Here is a 20,543-nt window from a genome sequence, read left to right on the forward strand (position 1 = left end):
TTTCGCCGAGTTTCATCGGGTTTCTCCGGTTTCCGTCGAGTCGCGGTGGGAGTCGTCCACAGGGCGGGGCGCGTGGTGGCTGGAACCGGGCAACGCGGCGAGAATCTGGGCATGAGGGAGGGGGACCGGGCTTCGCCCGACGGGTGCGGCCGATGCGACCGACGAGCGGGAGGCAGCGGTGAGGACAGCGACACTGGGACCGGCGGAGCGCGCCGAGTCACTCGCATCCATGGCGGAGCGTGAACTGGACGTACTGGTGGTGGGCGGTGGCGTGGTCGGCGCCGGCACCGTGCTGGACGCCGTGACACGCGGCCTGTCCACAGGACTGGTCGAGGCGCGTGACTGGGCGTCGGGCACGTCCAGCAGGTCCAGCAAACTGATCCACGGCGGCCTGCGCTACCTGGAGATGCTCGACTTCGTCCTCGTGCGGGAGGCGTTGAAGGAGCGCGGCCTGCTGCTGGAGAAGCTCGCCCCGCACCTGGTGAAGCCGGTGCCGTTCCTCTACCCGTTGCAGCACAAGGGCTGGGAGCGGCTGTACGCCGGGGCGGGCGTCGCGCTCTACGACACCATGTCCATGGCCCCCGGGCACGGGCGGGGACTGCCCGTGCACCGGCACCTGAGCCGCCGTCACGCACTGCGCGTGGCGCCGTGCCTGAAGAAGGACGCCCTGGTCGGGGCGCTCCAGTACTACGATGCCCAGATGGACGACGCCCGGTTCGTGGCGACGCTGGTGCGCACCGCGGCGGCGTACGGCGCGAAGGTCGCCAACCGCGCACGGGTCACCGGATTCCTGCGCGAGGGCGAACGGGTCGTCGGCGCCCGGGTGCAGGACGTCGAGGGCGGCGGGGAGTACGAAGTCCGCGCCAAGCAGGTGGTCAACGCCACCGGTGTGTGGACCGACGACACCCAGGCGATGGTGGGCGAGCGGGGACAGTTCCACGTACGGGCCTCCAAGGGCATCCACCTGGTCGTCCCCAAGGACCGCATCCACTCCACCACCGGGCTCATCCTGCGCACGGAGAAGTCCGTCCTGTTCGTCATCCCCTGGGGCCGGCACTGGATCGTCGGGACCACGGACACCGGCTGGGACCTCGACAAGGCGCATCCGGCCGCGTCCAGCGCGGACATCGACTACCTGCTCGAGCATGTGAACTCGGTCCTCGCGGTCCCGCTCACCAGGGACGACGTCCAGGGTGTGTACGCCGGCCTGCGGCCACTGCTCGCCGGTGAGTCCGACGCGACCAGCAAGCTGTCGCGCGAGCACACCGTGGCTCATCCCGTGCCCGGACTCGTGGTGGTCGCGGGCGGCAAGTACACGACCTACCGGGTGATGGCCAAGGACGCGGTGGACGAGGCCGTGCACGGCCTCGACGTGCGGGTCGCCGCCTGCGTCACCGAGGACACCCCGCTGGTCGGCGCCGAGGGATACCGGGCGCTGTGGAACGCGCGGGCACGGATCGCCGCACGCACGGGACTGCACGTGGTGCGGGTCGAACACCTGCTGAACCGGTACGGGTCGCTGGCCGAAGAGGTCCTGGAACTCATCGCGGAGGACCCCTCGCTGGGCGAACCGCTGCAGGCGGCCGACGACTACCTGCGCGCCGAGATCACCTACGCCGCCTCGCACGAGGGAGCAGGGCACCTGGACGACGTGCTGACCCGGCGGACCCGCATCTCCATAGAGACGTTCGACCGGGGCACGCGCAGCGCCCGGGAGGCCGCCGAGCTGATGGCACCCGTGCTGGGCTGGGACAAGGGCCGGATCGAGCGCGAGGTGCAGCACTACGAGAAGCGGGTGGAGGCCGAACGGGAGTCGCAGCGGCAGCCGGACGACCTGACGGCGGACGCGGCCCGGCTGGGGGCTCCGGACATCGTTCCGTTGTAGGTGTAGGTGTAGGTGTAGGTGTAGGTGTAGGGGGGAGGCCGTCGGCCGGGAGCAGGACGAGATCGACCCCCGGACCCCGGAGTGCGAGTTCCGGAGCCCGGGTTCCGGGTCCCGGGATCACGTTCACTCGAACGAGTGTCGTGAACAGGGATCTCCGTTCGGAACCCGGCCGTTCTACCGGGTGCGAGGGCAGAACTCGGCCGCGAGTACCGCGGGTTCGAGGCCGGGGTCCGCTATCGCGTCCGTGTTCACCCGGAAGGTGAGGACATGTCGGCCGCCGACGGTGGCTGCGCTGCGCACGTAGCTGCCGGTCATGTGTCCGTTGTGTCCCCACACGGTGGTGCCGCACGGAAGTTCCACGGGGTACAGGCCCATGCCGTACGAGCCGTGTGTGGCACGGGTGTCGAGCATCTCGCGCAGCAGGCGCGGGGGCAGCAGTTCACCGCCCAGCAGGCCCGCGTAGAAGCGGCCCAGGTCGGCGAGCGTGGTCACCAGCTCGCCCGCGGCGCCGGCCACCCGCGGGTCGAGTGCGGTGACATCGGTTCCGTCGGTGGCGTAGGCGCGGCCGTGCGGGGAGGGCAGGGAGGAGCGGGAGCCGGGGAAGGAGGTGCCCGTCAGACGCAGCGGGGCGATGATGCGCCGCTCGGCCTCGGCTGCGTACGAGTGGCCGGTGACGTGTTCGACGACCAGGCCGAGCAGGACGTAGTTGGTGTTGGAGTAGGAGTAGGAGTAGGAGTAGCGGCCGGGGTCGGCCGGGGAGTGGGCGAGGGCGATACGCAGTGCCTGACGGGGAGTGAGGGGGACCGTGCCGCGGGTCTCCTCGACGAAGTCGTACAGACCGCTGGTGTGGTTGAGCAGGGAACGCAGGGTCAGCGCACGGCCGTCGTTGCCCGCTCCCCGCACCAGTCCCGGCAGATGTTTCTCCACGGTGTCGGACAGCGACAGGCGGTGCTCGCCCGCGAGTTGCAGCACGAGCGTCGCGATGAACGTCTTCGTGATGCTGCCGGCGCGGAAGTGGTCGGTCCGGCCCATGCCCTCACCGGCCTGGGCGTAGCGCGGGCCGGATTCCTCCACGGCCAGCAGGGCCGCCGCCGGGGCCCCGCCCTGTGTGACCAGCAGTGGGAGGAGCACGTCAGCGGGATGGGCGGCCAGGGCCGAGGAGACCGTCGGCGCCAGGGCGAGCGTGGCCACGGACACGGCGATGGCCAGGAGCGTCCGAGGCGGCGGCATCCGGTTCCTCTCTTGTCGGAGGGACATCATGCAGGGCCGCTGAGTACGGCCTTCACCCGGGTTCCGGGTGCGCCGGGCGCGAGGTGGGGCCCGGGGCACCCTGGGCGTGGAGCACTTGTCGGGTGAGGGACAATGAAAGCTCTGTCGGGGCGGGTTGCATGAGGGGACGCATGTCGGAGCCGGAGCGGGCGGGGACAACCCGTCAGGACGAGAGCGCACGTCTGCTCGCCGGGCGGTACCGGCTGGGAGATGTGCTCGGTCGCGGCGGCATGGGGACGGTGTGGCGCGCCGAGGACGAGACCTTGGGGCGGACCGTCGCCGTCAAGGAGCTTCGGTTCCCGTCGAGCATCGACGAGGAGGAGAAGCGGCGGCTCATCACACGGACGCTGCGCGAGGCCAAGGCGATCGCGCGCATCCGTAACAACAGCGCCGTGACGGTCTTCGACGTGGTCCAGGAGGACGACCGGCCCTGGATCGTGATGGAACTCGTCGAGGGCAAGTCGCTCGCCGAGGCCATCCGGGAGGACGGCCTGCTGGAACCCCGGCGTGCCGCCGAGGTCGGGCTCGCGGTGCTCGACGTGCTGCGTTCCGCACACCGGGAGGGCATCCTGCACCGGGACGTGAAGCCCTCGAACGTGCTGATCGCCGAGGACGGCCGGGTCGTGCTCACCGACTTCGGCATCGCCCAGGTCGAGGGCGACCCGTCCATCACCTCGACCGGCATGCTGGTCGGCGCCCCCTCGTACATCTCCCCGGAACGGGCCCGCGGGCACAAGCCGGGGCCGGCGGCCGACCTGTGGTCGCTCGGCGGGCTGCTGTACGCGGCGGTGGAGGGTACGCCGCCGTACGACAAGGGGTCCGCGATCGCGACGCTCACGGCGGTGATGACCGAGCCGCTCGAGGAGCCCGGCAACGCGGGACCGCTCAGGGACGTCATCCACGGGCTGCTCACCAAGGACCCGGCCCAGCGGCTCGACGACGCCACTGCGCGGGCCATGCTGAACGCGGTGATCAACGCGCCCGAGACCAAGGCCGCCGACGCGGAACCGGCGGACGCGACGAAGGTCGTGCCGCTGCCCGAGCAGCCCGGCGGGCGTGGCGGAGGCAGGCGGGGCGGCGAGGAGGCCGGGGAGCGGCTGCGCGGCGCGATGCGTTCCGTGCGGAAGGCCGCGGCGTCGGCGGGGGCGGCCGGTTCGGCGGCTGCGACGCGCGCCAGGCCCGGTAGCCGCGAAGCCGGTTCGACGGGCGCCAAGACCACCTCGGCGAACCCGGCCGACCCGGTGGCCCCGGCCACCGCGCCGACCACACCCCGGGCTGGATCCGGGGCCGGGAAGGGGAACGGGGTGCGGCCGGGTGGTCCGGCGGCGAACCGCGGGACCGGTTCGGTGCGTGGCTCGGCACCCGGCCCGGCTTCCGGGGCGGCGACGAACCCGGCTTCGGGTGCCCGGAAATCCGGGTGGCCGGTGATGACGCCGCCGGACCTGCCGACGCGGCCCGCGCCGAAGGCGTCGCTCACCGATGTGGTGCCGCGGCGGACGCTGGTCCTCATCGCGGTGGTCGTGGTGCTCGCCGTGATCGGTACCGTGCTGGCGCTGACGCTCGGCGGCGACGACGAGGGCGGCGCGGCGGCGAAGGACGGCTCGGAGCAGGTTGCCTCCGGCCAGGCGCCCAGCGCCGAGACCAAGAAGGACGACGGCTCCGAGGGCGGCGCGGACGACGGCACCCGAACCGACGGCGAGGCAGCCGAGTCGCAGGACACGGGTACAGGAGCCGGGTCCGGCGACGCCGACGCCGAGGCCGGCGCCGGGACGGGCGACAGCGGGTCGGACGACTCGGCCGGGACCGACGGGGACGCCTCGGTGGTGGCGACGCACAACGGGACCCAGGGGTACACGATCGGTCTGCCCGAGGGCTGGAAGTACCGCTCGACGGACAGCGCCGGGGACCGGTTCACCGGGCCCGACGGACAGAAGCTGCTCATCGCCTGGACGTCCACGCCGAAGGACGACCCGGTGGCCGACTGGGAGAACCAGGAACGCGGCATGGTGCGTTCGCAGTACAAGAGGGTCCGGATAGAGGCGGTGGACTACCGAGGGTGGAACACTGCCGACTGGGAGTTCACCTACGTGGACGGCGGTACGAAGTACCGGACCATCGACCGGGGGTTCGTCGTGGACGGCCGGGTCGGGTATGCGCTGATGTACACGGCGAAGGCCGACGGCTGGAGCGGTGAGCAGCGCAAGGAGACCTGGAAGGCGCTGACGCAGTCCTTCGAACCCACGTCCTGAGCACGAGCGGCCGCCGAATGGAGAGTGAGATGTGGCATCCCCTCTCTCCGGGTTGCCTCCGGCACGTATCGTGAATGTTCGCGGACCGCACGCAGCCGGAACAGGCCGCCGGGCGAGCGGACCTGACCGACCGTAATGCCGGGGGAGGCGCAGTGGACGAATACGCGGGGCGGGTTCTCGCCGACCGCTACCGCCTGCCGTTGCCGCCGTCCGACGAGTACGAACTGACCGAGACCCGTGCCTTCGACACCTACAGCGGGCAGGAAGTCCTCGTCAGGCAGATCCCGTTGCCGGAGGTCGTCGAGGCCGAGGTGCTCGACGCGGAAGGACTGCCCGACGGTTTCACGGCGCGCGACGGAAGTGCCCGCCGGGCCGGTGGGCGTACGGCGGACCGTGCGGGCACGCGGCGGCCCACCGATCCCGTGGTGCGGCGAGCGGTCGAGGCCGCACAGGCCGCGGCGGCCATCCCCGACCATCCTCGGCTGGACCAGGTCTTCGACGTGTTCGCGGAGGGCGGTTCCCTCTGGATCGTCAGCGAACTGGTGTCCGCCCGGCCGCTGGCGGCGCTGCTGGCCGAGCAGCCGCTGACCCCGTACCGGGCGGCCGAGGTCGCCGCCGATGTCCTGATGGCCGTGCGGGTGCTGCACGGGCACGGCTGGGTGCACCGGAACATCACCGCGCGTACGGTGCTGGTCTGTGACGACGGCCGCGTGATGCTGACCGGTCTCGCGGTCGGCGCGGCGGAAGAGGCGCTGTGCGGGTACGACCCGGTGCCTGTTCCCGACACGTTTCTTCCGGATGCTGCCGCTGCGGGCAGGGCTGCTCCGAACCCTGTGGCGCCGCGGGCGGGTGCGGGTTCGGGCCCGGCAGCCGGGGCGTTGGGGCCCGTGGCGCCCACGGGCACCGGTCTTCCGGCACAGGAACCGGGGCGCGCTCCGTCATGGCCGCCCGGATTCACCGCCGACCCCGACCCCGGGTACGGTTCCGGTCCCGCGCCCGGGCTCGACACCGGTCCCGGTTCCGACTCACCTCCCGACGCCTCGCGACGGGCCGCCATCGAGGCGCGGGCCGGTCGGCTGCCCGGGCGCGAGACGGCGGACCCGGGCACCGGGGCATCGGCCGCGCGGGCCGCCGACAGCGCCGGGGACGTCAGGGCCGCCCGCGCGGGGGCGATCGCCGCGTACCGGGCGGGTGCCCGTGCCGCCGCCCGGGTGCAGGAGGTGCAGGGGTCGGGCCGAGCAGCCCTGCCCGGGGCCGCTCCCGCCACCGGGGACGGCGGCCAGGCCGCCGTGGCACCGTACACCAGCGGTTCGTCGGCCCTGCCGGGCGGGAGCGGGACCGGCACGGTCCCGCCGGGGCAGATAGCCGACCCGTACGGCGTGGAGGCCACCGGCCGGCACGGCGCCACACCCCGCAGTGTTTCCCCCGCCGCCGAACCGGGCACCGGCAGCCCGCAGTTGCCCAGTGGCAGTGGCAGTGGCAGTGGCAGTGGCAGTGGCAGTGGCAGGGACAGTGACTTCGGCGGAGCTGCCCGGGGCACCGCACGCTGGGACGAGCCGGTGGCCCACGCACCCGTGCGCCGGGGCCCCACCACCGCGCTGGCCGCCGAGCGGGCGCGACAGGCGCGGATGGCCGTCGTCGGCCCCGTGACGGAGCGGTGGGCGCCGGAGCAGGCCGGGCCCGTGCACGAGAACTGGCAGCTGGCCGCCCCCATCGGCCCCGCGACGGACCTGTGGGCGCTGGGCGCGCTCCTGTTCCGGGCCGTCCAGGGGCACGCGCCCTACCCGGAGGAGTCGACGGCCGAGCTGGTGCAGCTGGTGTGTGCCGAGCCGCCCGCGTTCGCCGAGGAGTGCGGGCCGCTCCGGCCGGTCGTGGAGTCGCTGCTGCGCCAGGATCCCACCGAGCGGCTCGACTTCGAGGAACTGCGGGGCTGGCTGCGTTCGCTGGTGCGGTCGGCGCCGGAGCCGGAAGCCGGCGTGCACGTCATAGCGGCGCCGCCGGTCGACACCAGTCGGCTGCCGATCGTGCGCCGCCGCGGAGAGCTGGTGCGCAGGCGCCGCGCCGGACTGCCCGCGCACCACGGACGGCACAAGCGGGCCAAGCGGGAGTCGGAGTCCCCGCGCCGGCTGGGCCGCACGCTGCTTCTGCTGGTGCTCCTGGCCATGGCCGCGGCGATCGCGTACGCCGTGATGTTCATGCCGAAGGCCGGCGAGGAGACCGGGGGCACGGGGGCGGCCGACCGCACCGGTGCGGCGGGCGAGGCGTCTCCCTCGCAGGAGGCGGGCGGCGCGCCGGGGACCGGCTCCGGCGACTTCCCGGCGGAACCGGGGGACCCGAAGAACCCGGAGGGCGGCACCGGGGAGTCCGGCGCGGCCGACGAGACGCAGACCACCGGCCCCGACGATCCCGACGTCCCCGAAGGCTTCACCCTGCGCAAGGACCCGGAGGGCTTCCGTGTCGCCGTGGCGGAGGGATGGCAGCGCACCGGGAAGAACGGCAGCGGTCAGGTCCTCTACTCCGGCGGCGACTTCGAGCTGATCGTCGTCCCGGGCCGGGACAGCGCCGCGCAGTACGGGAACGACCCGATGGCCTATCAGCGGGACGACGAGCGCGAGCTCCAGCCGTACCGCGACTCCAGCTGGGCGACCTCCACCGGTCTGAAGACCATCGAGGTGGGCGGACGGACCATGGCCGAGGGCCAGTTCACCTGGACCGGGGGCCGCGGCGAGCTGTACATCCGCAACCTCGCCGCGCTGATCGACGGCCGGTACCACGTACTGCAGGTGCGCGGTCCGGAGGGCGAACGGGACGAGGTGACCCGGCTGTTCGAGCAGGCCTCGGCGACCTACCGGTTCACCGGCTGACCCGGCGCCGTACGCCTCAGCAGTAGCCCCGGTCGCGTCCGGCACCGTGCGTTCCCCGCAGTGGCAACCATCACAGTGCGGTTTCCATGGCCCGCCCGCTGTTCCCAGGCCGGACCCGGAAACCTAATCTGACCCTGTCAAGAACATTACGGGGCAAGGTGAATCAGATGCAGGGCCTGCTCGTCGCGGGCCGCTACCGGTTGGGCGATGCCCTCGGCAGCGGTGGCATGGGCCGGGTGTGGCGCGCGCACGACGAGGTGCTGCACCGGTCCGTGGCCATCAAGGAACTGACCGCCGCGCTCTACGTCTCCGACGCGGACCAGGCCGTGATGCTGGCGCGGACCCGTGCCGAGGCACGCGCCGCGGCACGGATCAACCACTCCGCGGTCGCCACCGTGCACGACGTGCTGGAGCACGACGGCCGGCCGTGGATCGTCATGGAACTGGTCGAGGGCCGTTCGCTCGCCGACGCCGTCAAGGAGCGGGAGCGCGTCGAGCCCCGTGAGGCGGCCCGCATCGGCCTGTGGGTGCTGCGCGCCCTGCGCGCCGCGCACGCAGCCGGGGTGGTGCACCGCGACGTCAAGCCCGGCAACGTGCTCCTCGGCGACGACGGACGCGTGCTGCTCACCGACTTCGGCATCGCGCAGATCGAGGGCGACACGGCGATCACCCGTACCGGAGAGGTCGTCGGCTCGGTCGACTACCTGGCACCCGAGCGGATCCGCGGTCAGGATCCCGGCCCCTCCCCGGACCTCTGGGCGCTCGGCGCGACGCTGTACACGGCGGTGGAGGGCAGATCTCCGTTCCGCCGCACGTCCCCGCTGACCACCATGCAGGCGGTCGTGGAGGACGAGGCCGACGAGCCGCGGTACGCCGGCCCGCTCGCGCCCGTCATCAGCGCGCTCCTGCGCAAGGATCCGGTCACGCGGCCCGACACGACGGCTGCCGAACAGATGCTCGCCGAGGCGGCGGAGGGGCGGCGGCCGGCCTCGGCACAGACGTCGCCGTCGTCTCGGGCGGCAGCGCTCTCGCAGGCCTCTGCCTCATCTCCGACGCAGCCGCCGCCGGTGTCGGAGTCGTCGCCGTCTCCGTGGCCCTCGGGTCCGGCGGCGTACGAGCCCGGACCGGGTACCGGTCCCGGTGCCACAGCCGTCCAGCCGCCTCCCGGGGGCGTCGCCCCCGCCGGGCCGCGGCGGCCCGGGCGCGGGCGCCTGATCGCCCTGGTCGCGGTCCTGGCCGCGCTCGTCGGCGGAGGGACGGCGCTGCTGCTGGTGCAAGGGGGCGACGGCAAGGAACAGGACAGCGGCAGCTCGGCGTCGCCCTTCGGCGAACCGACCCCCACGGCCTCGCCGTCGTCGTCCGACCGGACCGGTGCGGACGGCGACGAGCAGACGGGCGGGCTGCCGGCGGGCTGGGTGCGTCGCGACGATCCGTTCGGCTTCAGTGTCGCCCTGCCCGGCGACGACTGGGAGCGGGTCGTCTTCGACGAGGCGACCCGCCAGGTCGACTACACGCCCGACGGCGGCAGGACCCTCCTGCGCATCGCCGTCGGCGATCCTCCCGACTTCGACGACTCGTACGAGCATCTGAGCGATCTGGACGAGCAGGTGGGACAGCGGCTGGTCGACTACCGGCAGGTGACGCTGGAACGCCGCGTCTACCGCGACCGCGAGAGCGCGCGGCTGGAGTACACCTGGACCGCGCTGGCGAAGGACACGGAGTTCCCCGGGCCGTACCGGGCCGTGGACCAGATGTACATCTCCCGTGACGGAGTCGAGTACGCGATCTACATGGCGTCCCCGGCCGAGGACTGGGCCACGACGAGCCGGCAGTTCGAAACGGTCCTGCGGGGATGGCGGGAAGCCGGCTGAGACGGGACCCGGCCCCGGGGGGAAATCCGGCCGTTCGGGGCCGCGACGGCGTCGCTTGGCCGAATAGGCCTACCGGAGGGATGACATCCGGTGAGGCATGATGGGCCCATGGTGACCGAGGGGGAGCCCGGAAGCGGGTCCGCGCGGCACGACGACCGTGTCATCGCGGGCCGTTACCGCCTGGAGGCGAGGCTCGGGCGTGGCGGCATGAGCGTGGTGTGGCGGGCGACGGACCAACTGCTCGGGCGTGGCGTCGCCGTCAAGGAACTCCCCCTGGACGAGGCGCTCACCGCGGCGGAGGCCCGTCGGCAGCGGGACCTCACCCTGCGGGAGGCGCGGGCACTCGCCCAGCTGAGCCATCCGCACATCATCGTCGTCCACGACGTCGTCGAGGACGACGAACGTCCCTACATCGTCCTGGAGCTGATCGACGGCGGTTCGCTCGCCGACCGTGTTGCCGCCCGGGGCCCGGTCGACGCGGTGGAGGCCGCGCGCATCGGCATCGCCCTGCTCGGCGCGCTGCGTGCCGCCCACGCGTCGGGCGTGCTGCACCGCGATCTCAAACCCGCGAACGTGCTGCTGGAACGCGACACCGACCGGGTCGTCCTCACCGACTTCGGCGTCGCCCAGGTCGCCGGCGCCCCCACGCTCACCGAGTCCGGCTCCTTCGTCGGCTCGCCCGAGTACACCGCCCCCGAGCGGATGTCCGGGGCCAGGACCGGGCCCGAGTCCGATCTGTGGTCGCTGGGCGCGCTGCTGTGCACGCTGCTCAGCGGCGAGTCGCCGTTCCGCCGGGACTCGATCGGCGGGATCGTGCACGCGGTCGTGGCCGATGACATACGGCCACCCGTGCAAGCCGGGCCGATCCTGCCCGTCGTACGCGGCCTGCTGGAACGGGACCCCGCCCGGCGGCTGGACGCGGACCGCGCCGAGGGGATGCTGCGGTCCTTCCTCGAGACGGGCCGCACACCGCAGTCCCCGCAGCTCGGCCACCCGTCACGCGGGTGGGGGCGCGTGTCCGGCGGCCCTGCCGCCGGGCGCTCGCCGGGGCGGCCCCTGAGGAGCGTGCTCGTGGCCGCGCTGGCCGTCGCCGCGCTGATGGGAGCGGGGGCGTTTGCCGCGCTCCTGTTCCTGGACCGCGACGGTGACGGGAGCGGCGGTGGCGGGGGCGGTACGCCGTCGAGCACCGGGCCGCTGACGCCCGCGAGCCGGCCTCCGGGGCTCCACCCGCCCCGTACGGCGGGCCCGTCGGCTTCTCCCGCGCCTTCTCCCACCACGTCTTCCGCCGTGGTGACCTCGGTGACGCCTTCGCGGTCCGTGGGGTCCGGCACCTCCTTGTCGGGCGCGTAGTCCCATAAAAGGCGGATAAGCCGCGAACGGAATCACGGGTCTGTGACCGGACGGCACCCGCTGTGGCTCCGCGAGGAGCCGGCGCGATATGGATGGAGCATGAGCAACAACGGGGGAGCCCGCCACGGCGCGGCCGACGAACCAACGAGTTTCGGTCTGCAACCGCCGAACCCGAACCCGCCCGTGTCCGTGCCGCATCCGGGCAACCCGTACGCGGCACCCACGCAGGTGGTTCCGCAGCAGCAGCAGGCGCCCGGCCGGCCGTCGGCACCACCGGCACCGTCGGCGGCGCCTTCACCGCCGCCCCGCCTCGAGGCGTCGCCCTCTCGGCCGTCGCAGGACGATCCCGGCGCCGGCAGGCTCATCGCCGGTCGTTACCGGCTGCTCTCCAAGCTCGGGTACGGCGGCATGGGCACGGTATGGCGGGCGGCGGACGAGACGGTGGACCGCGAGGTCGCCGTCAAGGAGCCCCGCATCCCGGACCACCTTCCCGAACGCGAACGCGCCAACGCGTTCGAACGCATGCGCCGCGAGGCCCGTGCCGCCGCCCGGCTCGATCACCCCGCGGTGGTCACCGTCCATGACGTCGCGGTCGTGGACGGGCAGCCGTGGATCGTGATGGAGCTGGTCCAGGGCCGCTCCCTGGGTGCCGTCCTGCAGGAGGAGGGCACCCTCTCCGCGCGCGAGGCGGCCAGGGTCGGCCTGGAGGTGCTCGGCGCGCTGGAGGCCGCGCACGCGGCCGGCATCCTGCACCGGGACGTGAAACCGGACAACGTGCTGCTCGGCCGGCACGACCGGGTCGTCCTCACCGACTTCGGCATCGCCCAGATCGAGGGCGAGACCCATCTGACCGACACCGGCGGCTTCGTGGGCTCGCCCGAGTACATCGCGCCCGAGCGGGTGCTGGGCCAGCGTCCCGGGCCCGCCTCCGACCTGTGGTCCCTCGGCGTCGTGCTGTACGCGGCCACGGAGGGCGTCTCGCCGTTCCGGCGCAGCAACACCCCCGCGACCCTCCAGTCGGTCCTCAACGCCGCGCCCGCGCCGCCCGCCGCCGCGCGGGGTCCGCTCGCCGAGGTCATCACGGGCCTGCTGCAGAAGGACCCGGCGCGCCGTCCGAACGCCGCCCGGGTCCGCACGCTGCTGGACGCGGTCGCGAACCCGCCCGCGCCCCAGCCCACGCAGATCGTCCACACCCCGGGCCCCGGCGACGGCTCCGGCAGTGGATCCGGCGGCAAGGGCACCCGGATCGGCCACAGAACACTGACCGCACTGGGCGCGGCGGTCGTCGCCGGAGCGGTGGCCGCGTACCTGGTGATCGCGGATCCGTTCGCGGGACCGCTTCCGGACGACTGGAAGACCCACGAGGAGAAGGGCGTCGCGGCCTCCGTGTCGGTGCCGAAGGCCTACCAGCGCACCGTGCCCGACCCGGAGGACTCCCCGGGCGGCGACAAGGAACGCTGGGTCAGGTACACGGACCACAGCGGCAGCATCTGGGTCGGTCTGACGCTGGACCGGAAGGCCGAGGACACCGGCAACGAGATCGAGGCCTCCGCCGACGCCGAGATGTACGACGACAACAAGGACTTCAAGGAGACCGGCAGCTACGCCCTCGGCATGCCGGAGAACGCGAGGACGGCGCCGAAACCGGACCTCACGTACAAGGGGAGGAAGGCCGCGGAGAACACCGTCGTCTACACCACGACCGACAGCCGGAACCCCCACCCCCGCGAGATGCGGATCTTCTACTACATGACCTCCGAGGAGGACATGTACAAGCTCACCATCAGCTACCCGGGCAAGGGCGACTTCACGGAGCGCGGGCGCGAAGTGGCGAAGACCGTGATCGCCAACCTGGACGTCGACGAGCCCTGATCCGGCCCGGGAAAGACCGTGCCGCGCCCGGTACGGGCACCGCGCCCGGTACGGGCACCGCGTCGACAACGCGGTGCCCCGCACGGTACTGATGGGGCATGAGCAACGACGGTGGCGCGACGGACGCCCGGGGCCGCCTGGTCGGCGGCCGCTACCGGCTGATCGAGCAGATCGGCTCCGGTGGCATGGGCACGGTCTGGCGGGCGCTCGACGAACTCGTCCGGCGTGAGGTCGCCGTGAAGCAGCCGCGGTTACCGGGTCACCCCGGGGACGAGAGGCACCGGCGGGCCGCCCACCGGCTGCACCGCGAGGCCCGTGCCGCCGCCCGCGTCGACCATCCCGCCGCGGTCGCCATCCACGACGTCGTGGTCGAGGAGGACGGGACCAAGGAGCCGGAGGGGAGGGACGGCACCAACGGACTCCCCTGGATCGTCATGGAGCTGGTCCGCGGCGAGTCGCTGCACGAGCTGCTCGAACGCGGTCCGCTGCCGCCCGCCGAGGCCGCCCGCATCGGCCTCGCCGTCCTCGGCGCACTGCGGGCGGCGCACGTCGTCGGCATCGTGCACCGCGATGTGAAGCCCGCCAACGTCCTGCTCGGACCGCACCGGCGTGTCGTCCTCACCGACTTCGGCATCGCCCACGTCCAGGGCGAGGAATCCCTCACGGCCAGCGGGGAGTTCATCGGCTCGCTGGAGTTCGTCGCCCCCGAGCGGATGTCCGGCCGCCTCGCCGGCCCCGCCTCCGACCTGTGGTCCCTGGGTGTTCTGCTGTACGCCGCGGTCGAGGGCTGGTCCCCGTTCCGCCGTACGACGTTGGAGTCCACACTCGCCGCGATCATCACCGAGGACACGCCCGAGCCGAAGCAGGCAGGCGGGCTCGAGCCGCTGATCGTGAGGCTGTTGGCGAAGGAGCCCGAGGACCGGCCGGACGCGGAGGCGGCCGCCGCGGAGCTGGAAGCGGCGACGAGCAGATGGCCGGAACCCGCGTCCACGGCATCCGGGGCGAGGAGCCAGGACGCCTCCGGGATGAGAGAGCTGGCGGACGACGCCGGGACGGTGCGGCTGGGCGGCTCCGGCGCAGCACGGGTACCGGTACCGGTGTCGGCACCCGCACTCGAGGAGGGCCCACACGTACCGGAGCCGAGACCGGAGCCGGGGCCCGAGTCAATACCTGAACCGATTCCCAAGCCCGAGCCGGAGTCGGAGTCGATGTCCGAGTCGATCCCGGGGTCCGAGCCGAGGCCCGACGTCTCCGAGCCCGAGCCCGAGCCCGAGTTCACCCCTGCTCCCGGGACCTCCGGTCCCGGCACCCCAGGCCGCGGTACCCCTGTGCTCCCGCCCCTCGCGCGCCGTCTTCTCCGTCCCGCCCCGGTGGCGACCCTCGGTGCTCTGCTCGTGGGTGGTGCCTGGTCCGCCGCCACCCTCGTGTCGGACACGGAGGCGGCCACCGAGCGGACCCCTCCCGCTTCCGCCACCCCGATGTCCACCCCCACGGTCGCCCCCGCCGCGCCCCTCTGGACCGCCCACCGCGAGACCTCCATGGCCGCCGTCCTCTCCCTCCCGCACGACTACCAGGAGTTCGCCCGGCAAGGCGGTGCGCGCGATCAGCCCAGGATCGTGGTCTACGGGTTCAACGACGGAAACTCCCGGGACGGCGTCGACGTCCGCCTCACCCAGTGGGACCGGGCCCCCCGGTCCCCGATGGCCCAGGCGCGACAGGCGCACGCGGACTGGGACGCGTACGAGGGGGACGCGCGCACGCAGTACACCCGTACCGACTTCGAGGGGCACGAAGCCGTCCTCGTCGACACGACGTACGGCCCGGACGAGCGGCGCGTCCGGGTCATGCAGCTGATGATCCTCGTCGAAGGCGGCCGCATGTACGAGCTCCGTGTCGACATGCCCGCCGGCACGCCCAGGGAGAAGGAGGGGACGGCGGTGTTCAAGGGCGCCCGCGATCGGCTCGAGATCGGAGCGGTCCGGTCGGCAACGCCCTGATCAGCGGCTTTGCTGCCAGCTTTCACTGGCGCGGTGTGTGAGCAGTCGGTGAATCTGTTACCGACGGGTACACAAAGTGTTCGCGTGGGCATACCCTGCGGCTCATGACGGACGCGCAGACCCGGTACACGACCGGTACCAATCCTCCCGCCGCCGCCCCGGAGGGCGCCCGCACCGCGGCCGACGTGGTCACACCCGAGCTGGTCGCCCAGCTCACCAAAGGGGTCGTCGGGTCCGGGCTGACCGCCAATCACACGCCCTTCACCGGTGAGAAGCTGGCCGACCTGCCCGAGTCGACCCCCGAGGACGTGCGGCGGGCCTTCGAGGCGGCCCGCGCCGCCCAGGCCGTGTGGGAGCGGACCCCGGTGCGGCAGCGCGCGGGCGTGCTGCTCCGCTTCCACGACCTGCTTCTGGAACGCCAGGCCGAGGTGCTCGACCTGATCCAGCTGGAGACCGGCAAGGCCCGCCTGCACGCCCACGAGGAGGTCCAGGGCGTCGCCGTCGCCGCCCGTCACTACGGCCGCAGGGCCGCCGCGTACCTCCGGCCCAAGCGGCACGCGGGCGCCATGCCGGCCCTCACGAAGGCCGTCGAGCGGCGTCACCCGCGCGGTGTCGTCGGCCAGATCGCCCCCTGGAACTATCCGCTCGAACTGTCCGTCGGCGACGCGCTCCCGGCGTTCGTCGCGGGCAACGCGGTCGTGATGAAGCCCGACACGGAGACCTGCCTCACCGCCCTGTGGGCCCGTGACCTGCTGATCGAGGCCGGACTGCCCGCCGACGTCTTCCAGGTCGTGCTCGGCGAGGGACCCGTCGTCGGTCCGGAGGTCGTCAAGCGCGCCGACTACGTCTCCTTCACCGGCTCCACCCGCACCGGCCGCGAGGTGGCCCAGATCGCCGCCGCCCGGCTGGTCGGGGTGTCCCTGGAGCTCGGCGGCAAGAACGCCATGCTGGTCCTGGAGGACGCCGACCTGGACAGGGCAGCCGCGGGTGCCGTCCGCGCCTGCTTCTCCTCCGCGGGCCAGCTCTGCATCTCCATCGAGCGGCTGTACGTCCACGCGTCGGTCGCCGACGCCTTCCTGGAGCGCTTCGCCGCCCGGACCCGCGCGATCCGCCTCGGCACCTCCCTGGCCTACGGCGCCGACATGGGCTCCCTGGTCGGCGAACGCCAGCTGGAGGCGGTCACCCGGCACGTGGACGACGCCGTCGCCAAGGGCGCCAAGGTGCTCGCGGGCGGCACGGCACGCCCGGACATCGGCCCCTACTTCTACGAGCCGACCATCCTCGACGGCGTCGACGAGTCCATGAGCGTCTGCGCGGAGGAGACCTTCGGCCCGGTCGTCTCCGTCTACCGCTTCGGATCCGACGACGAGGCCGTCGAACGCGCCAACTCCACCCCGTACGGGCTGAACTCCTCGGTCTGGACGAAGAACGCCCGGCGCGGCGGCGAGGTGGCCGCCCGGCTGCGCACCGGCACGGTGAACATCAACGAGGGGTACGCGCCCGCCTACGGCAGCGTCCAGTCGCCGATGGGCGGCATGAAGGACTCCGGCCTCGGCCGCCGGCACGGTTCCGAGGGCATCCTCAAGTACACGGAGGCCCAGACCGTCGCCCACCAGAGGCTGTTGCCCATGGCCCCCGCCTTCGGCATGGACGACGAGCAGTACGCGGCGTTCATGAGCCGCAGCCTGCGTCTGATGAAGGCGTTCCGTTTCCGCTAGCCGACCCCGCGCCGACCGGGCCGGCACCGCAGCTTTCAACGAGGAGAGCACGTGTCACAGGAGAACTCCGCCCAGGAACGGAACGACGAACGCGAAGACGACACCGCGTCCACCGCCTCCGCCGCCTCCTCCTCCGCCTCCTCCTCCGCGTACGACTACGACGTCCTCGTCGTCGGCTCGGGCTTCGGCGGCTCCGTCACGGCCCTGCGCCTGACCGAGAAGGGGTACCGCGTCGGTGTCCTGGAGGCGGGCCGCCGCTTCACCCGCGCGTCCCTCCCGAAGAACTCCTGGGACCTGAAGAACTATCTGTGGGCTCCCGGGCTGGGCATGTACGGCATCCAGCGCATCCACCTGCTGGGCAACGTCATGGTCCTGGCCGGCGCGGGCGTCGGCGGCGGTTCCCTCAACTACGCCAACACCCTGTACGTACCGCCGAAACCCTTCTTCGAGGACCCGCAGTGGCGCGACATCACCGACTGGCAGGAGGAGCTGAAGCCGTACTACGACCAGGCGCAGCGCATGCTGGGCGTACGGCTCAATCCGACGACGACCCCGACCGACGTGCACCTGAAGGCGGCGGCCGAGCGGATGGGTGTGGGAGACACCTTCCACATGGCCCCGGTCGGCGTCTTCTTCGGCGACGGCGAGGACGCCGGAGGGAAGGCGACGGCGAAGGCGAAGCCGGGGCAGGAGGTGCCCGACCCGTACTTCGGCGGGGCGGGGCCGGCGCGCCGGGCCTGCGCCGAGTGCGGCGAGTGCATGACGGGCTGCCGGCACGGCGCGAAGAACACCCTCAACGAGAACTACCTGCACCTCGCCGAGAAGACCGGCGCGGTCGTCCACCCCATGACGACGGCCATGTCGGTGACGGAGGACTCGCAGGGCGGATTCGCCGTCGCCACCCTCCCCACCGACAAGCGCCGCAAGGGCGACGGCCGGACCTTCCGGGCCCGCCGGGTCGTGCTGGCCGCCGGCACCTACGGCACCCAGACGTTGCTGCACCGCATGAAGGCGAACGGACAACTGCCGCACCTCTCGGACAGGCTGGGGGAGCTGACCCGGACCAACTCCGAGGCGCTCGTCGGCGCGCAGACCGACGACCGCCGTTATCGCAAGGTGTCCGGTGCGCCCAAGGCCGACTTCACCCGCGGTGTGGCCATCACGTCGTCCATCCACCCCGACGAGAACACCCACATCGAGCCGGTCCGCTATGGCCGCGGCTCGAACTCGATGGGCGGCCTCTCGATCCTCCAGGTTCCTTACGCGGGCCGCGAATCGGGCCCGGCCAGGGTCCTGGGCTGGCTGGGCAACGCGGCGAAACACCCCTGGCTGCTGGTGCGTTCGCTCTCCAACCGGCGCTGGTCGGAACGGACCATCATCGGTCTGGTGATGCAGTCGCTGGACAACTCCCTGACGACGTACCTGAAGCCGTCCGGCCCGGGGCGCGGGCTGCTCACCGCCCGGCAGGGTCACGGTGCCGCCAACCCCAAGCAGATCAAGGCGGCCACGGAGGGCGCGTCCGCCCTGGCCGCCGAGATCAACGGTTTCGCCGGCTCCAACATCGGCGAGCTGACGGGCATGCCGCTCACGGCCCACTTCCTGGGAGGCTGCCCCATCGGCTCCGACCGGGAGACCGGCGTGATCGACCCGTACCACCGGCTCTACGGCCACCCCGGCATCTCCGTCGTGGACGGAGCGGCGGTCTCGGCGAACCTGGGGGTGAACCCGTCCCTGACGATCACGGCCCAGGCCGAGCGGGCGATGTCGTACTGGCCCAACAGGGGCGAGCCCGACCGGCGGCCGGAACAGGGCGCGGCCTACGAGCGGCTCCAGCCGGTCGAGCCCAGGTCCCCGGCGGTCCCGGCGGACGCCTTCGGAGCGTTGAAGCTGCCGTTCCTGGGGATGCCGGCGATGCCGCCGAAGAAGTAGGCCGGCAAGGGGCGGACGGGAAGGCCGGGAGGGGCGGGAAAGGGTGAAGGACCTGCGCCCCCCTCCGAGCGCAGGTCCTTCACCTTGCCTGGTCCGGCGTCAACCGCCGTACGGCGTGCTTACGCCACCGAGCCGGCCTTGCGGCGGCGCACCAGGTACACCGCGCCGGTGCCGGCCACGAGGGCGAGACCGCTGACGAAGCTGATCATCGGCAGGTCGGAGCCGGCGCCCGTCTCGGCGAGGCTGCCGGTGACCTTCGGGGTGTTGCTGCGGACCGGCTTCTTGTCGGCGACGGGCGCCTTGCCGCCTTCCTGCGGCCTGGTGCCGTCCGTGTCCGTACCGGCGCCCACGATCTGGAACCTGTACGCCATGGAGCCGTAGTCGGTGCACGCGCCGTCGCTGTCGCCGTAGATGGTCGCGCCGAGGGTGAAGTCGGCGCCGACCGGGGCGGAGGCCTTCACGTTGAGCCGCATCGGGATGTTGACCTGGTAGTCGGCCTCGAGTTCGGTGCTGTAGCCGATGTAACCGACCGCGTAGCCGTCCTCGTCGAGGGTGGCCCAGCTCCTGCCGTCCGGGTTCCAGACCTGCAGCTCGATCTGCTTGCTCTTGAAGAGGTCCGCGCCGTCCGCGCCGGCGGCGGCTCCGGCGAAGTAGTCGAGGTTCTCGAGCGTCGAGTCGGAGTTGTTCACCACGTCCAGCGAGAACTCGTGCCAGCCACTGCCCGCGACGATCCTGCCGGGCAGGCCGGAGACGCCCACGTCGACCTTGGTGTCCTCGCACACGGACGGCTCGGGTTCCGGAGACTCCGACTCCTCCGGCGCGGACGTGCTCGGCGCCGGGCTGGTCGGAGAGACGGAGGTGCTCGGAGTCGGCTCCGCCTCGTCCTCGTCCTCGTCCTCGGAGTCGCTGGGCGTGGGCTCCGGCCCCTCGTCGTTCCCGGGCTCGTCGGTCTCGGTGCCGTCGGTCTCGGTGTCGCCGGGGGTGCCCGGGCCGTCGGTGGGACCGGTCGTGGCCGGCGGGGCGTCCGTCTCCTCCTCCTCGCTCGCCCCGGGGGCGTCGGTCGAAGTGACGGTCGGCGACGGGCTTGTCGACTCGGTGGCGTAGGCGGCCGGAGCCGCGAGGAGCGCTGCCGGGACTGTCACTGCTGTCGCGGCGGCGACAGCCATGGCGCGGCGGAGCTTCATGAAGACCTCAGGAAGTCGGGTGTACCGCCGGTTGCGGCACGCGTCGGGTGGAGGCCTCCGCGGTGGGGCGCGGGAGTGGCCCGTGGTTCCGGTGCGTTTGATCACCGAACCCTGCGAAGGGTTGTCCCGGGCCTGACATAATTTTTATGTGATGTGGATCACTTGAGGGGTGTGGTCCGCTCGGGCGCCCGTGCGACCTGGGCAGGGAGGTGCGCGGAGCCGATGAGGGCTGCGGCAGGGTCTCCCGTACCTGGCGCGAACTCCGTCGCCCGGCAGAGGAAGGGCCCCGCCGGCCGGAGTCGCGGGGCCCTTCCTGCGTCAGCACCGGCGTCAGGGAAGCGCCGGTGCCGGAGCG

The 20,543-nt window shown here is 72.7% G+C and carries 11 protein-coding genes; 9 read left to right on the top strand and 2 right to left on the bottom strand.

Annotated features, from left to right (window positions below):
- Positions 1-178 precede the first annotated feature (178 nt).
- On the top strand, positions 179-1,885 hold the full coding sequence (locus TU30_RS05485) for a glycerol-3-phosphate dehydrogenase/oxidase (protein ID WP_078878124.1): 1,707 nt from the start codon (positions 179-181) through the stop codon (positions 1,883-1,885).
- Between the two features lie 174 nt (positions 1,886-2,059).
- On the opposite strand, the gene TU30_RS05490 is transcribed toward TU30_RS05485, so the two are convergent.
- Positions 2,060-3,115, bottom strand: a complete 1,056-nt coding sequence (locus tag TU30_RS05490) for a serine hydrolase (RefSeq protein WP_042165229.1) — start codon at positions 3,113-3,115, stop codon at positions 2,060-2,062.
- Positions 3,116-3,285: 170 nt separating this feature from the next.
- Here TU30_RS05490 and TU30_RS05495 point away from each other — a divergent pair, with 170 nt between their 5' ends.
- The 8 genes from TU30_RS05495 (at position 3,286) to TU30_RS05530 (ending at position 19,004) form a co-directional block, all read left to right on the top strand.
- Positions 3,286-5,403 (top strand): serine/threonine-protein kinase, encoded by a 2,118-nt coding sequence (locus tag TU30_RS05495; RefSeq protein ID WP_042165231.1) that lies wholly within the window; start codon positions 3,286-3,288, stop codon positions 5,401-5,403.
- 152 nt (positions 5,404-5,555) lie between these two features.
- Positions 5,556-8,267 (top strand): protein kinase, encoded by a 2,712-nt coding sequence (locus TU30_RS05500; RefSeq protein ID WP_042165621.1) that lies wholly within the window; start codon positions 5,556-5,558, stop codon positions 8,265-8,267.
- A gap of 167 nt (positions 8,268-8,434) precedes the next feature.
- The gene (locus TU30_RS05505; RefSeq protein WP_042165234.1) at positions 8,435-10,138 is read left to right on the top strand and encodes a serine/threonine-protein kinase; all 1,704 of its coding nucleotides are present in this window, start codon (positions 8,435-8,437) and stop codon (positions 10,136-10,138) included.
- Positions 10,139-10,246: 108 nt separating this feature from the next.
- The gene (locus TU30_RS05510) at positions 10,247-11,488 is read left to right on the top strand and encodes a serine/threonine-protein kinase (RefSeq protein ID WP_078878125.1); all 1,242 of its coding nucleotides are present in this window, start codon (positions 10,247-10,249) and stop codon (positions 11,486-11,488) included.
- 99 nt (positions 11,489-11,587) lie between these two features.
- Positions 11,588-13,360: a serine/threonine-protein kinase gene (locus tag TU30_RS05515; protein ID WP_042165236.1), complete on the top strand. Its 1,773-nt coding sequence runs from the start codon at positions 11,588-11,590 to the stop codon at positions 13,358-13,360.
- A gap of 98 nt (positions 13,361-13,458) precedes the next feature.
- Positions 13,459-15,357: a serine/threonine-protein kinase gene (locus TU30_RS05520; RefSeq protein WP_042165239.1), complete on the top strand. Its 1,899-nt coding sequence runs from the start codon at positions 13,459-13,461 to the stop codon at positions 15,355-15,357.
- A 104-nt stretch (positions 15,358-15,461) separates the two neighbouring features.
- Positions 15,462-17,075, top strand: coding sequence for a succinic semialdehyde dehydrogenase (locus TU30_RS05525; RefSeq protein WP_042165242.1), 1,614 nt, complete (start codon positions 15,462-15,464; stop codon positions 17,073-17,075).
- A gap of 51 nt (positions 17,076-17,126) precedes the next feature.
- Positions 17,127-19,004 (top strand): GMC oxidoreductase, encoded by a 1,878-nt coding sequence (locus tag TU30_RS05530; RefSeq protein ID WP_078878126.1) that lies wholly within the window; start codon positions 17,127-17,129, stop codon positions 19,002-19,004.
- Between the two features lie 119 nt (positions 19,005-19,123).
- Here TU30_RS05530 and TU30_RS36405 read toward each other — a convergent pair whose 3' ends face one another.
- Positions 19,124-20,188: a hypothetical protein gene (locus TU30_RS36405; protein ID WP_042165243.1), complete on the bottom strand. Its 1,065-nt coding sequence runs from the start codon at positions 20,186-20,188 to the stop codon at positions 19,124-19,126.
- Positions 20,189-20,543 lie beyond the last annotated feature (355 nt).

Origin of the sequence: Streptomyces sp. NBRC 110035 (assembly GCF_000829695.1) — a bacterium.
Taxonomy (GTDB): domain Bacteria; phylum Actinomycetota; class Actinomycetes; order Streptomycetales; family Streptomycetaceae; genus Streptomyces.

Excerpts from the sequence above, each read along its gene's own strand:
- TU30_RS05490 (WP_042165229.1), bottom strand. The coding sequence starts at position 3,115 with ATGCCGCCGCCTCGGACGCTCCTGGCCATCGCCGTGTCCGTGGCCACG.
- TU30_RS05495 (WP_042165231.1), top strand. The coding sequence starts at position 3,286 with ATGTCGGAGCCGGAGCGGGCGGGGACAACCCGTCAGGACGAGAGCGCA.
- TU30_RS05505 (WP_042165234.1), top strand. The coding sequence starts at position 8,435 with ATGCAGGGCCTGCTCGTCGCGGGCCGCTACCGGTTGGGCGATGCCCTC.
- TU30_RS05510 (WP_078878125.1), top strand. The coding sequence starts at position 10,247 with ATGGTGACCGAGGGGGAGCCCGGAAGCGGGTCCGCGCGGCACGACGAC.
- TU30_RS05515 (WP_042165236.1), top strand. The coding sequence starts at position 11,588 with ATGAGCAACAACGGGGGAGCCCGCCACGGCGCGGCCGACGAACCAACG.
- TU30_RS05520 (WP_042165239.1), top strand. The coding sequence starts at position 13,459 with ATGAGCAACGACGGTGGCGCGACGGACGCCCGGGGCCGCCTGGTCGGC.
- TU30_RS05525 (WP_042165242.1), top strand. The coding sequence starts at position 15,462 with ATGACGGACGCGCAGACCCGGTACACGACCGGTACCAATCCTCCCGCC.
- TU30_RS36405 (WP_042165243.1), bottom strand. The coding sequence starts at position 20,188 with ATGAAGCTCCGCCGCGCCATGGCTGTCGCCGCCGCGACAGCAGTGACA.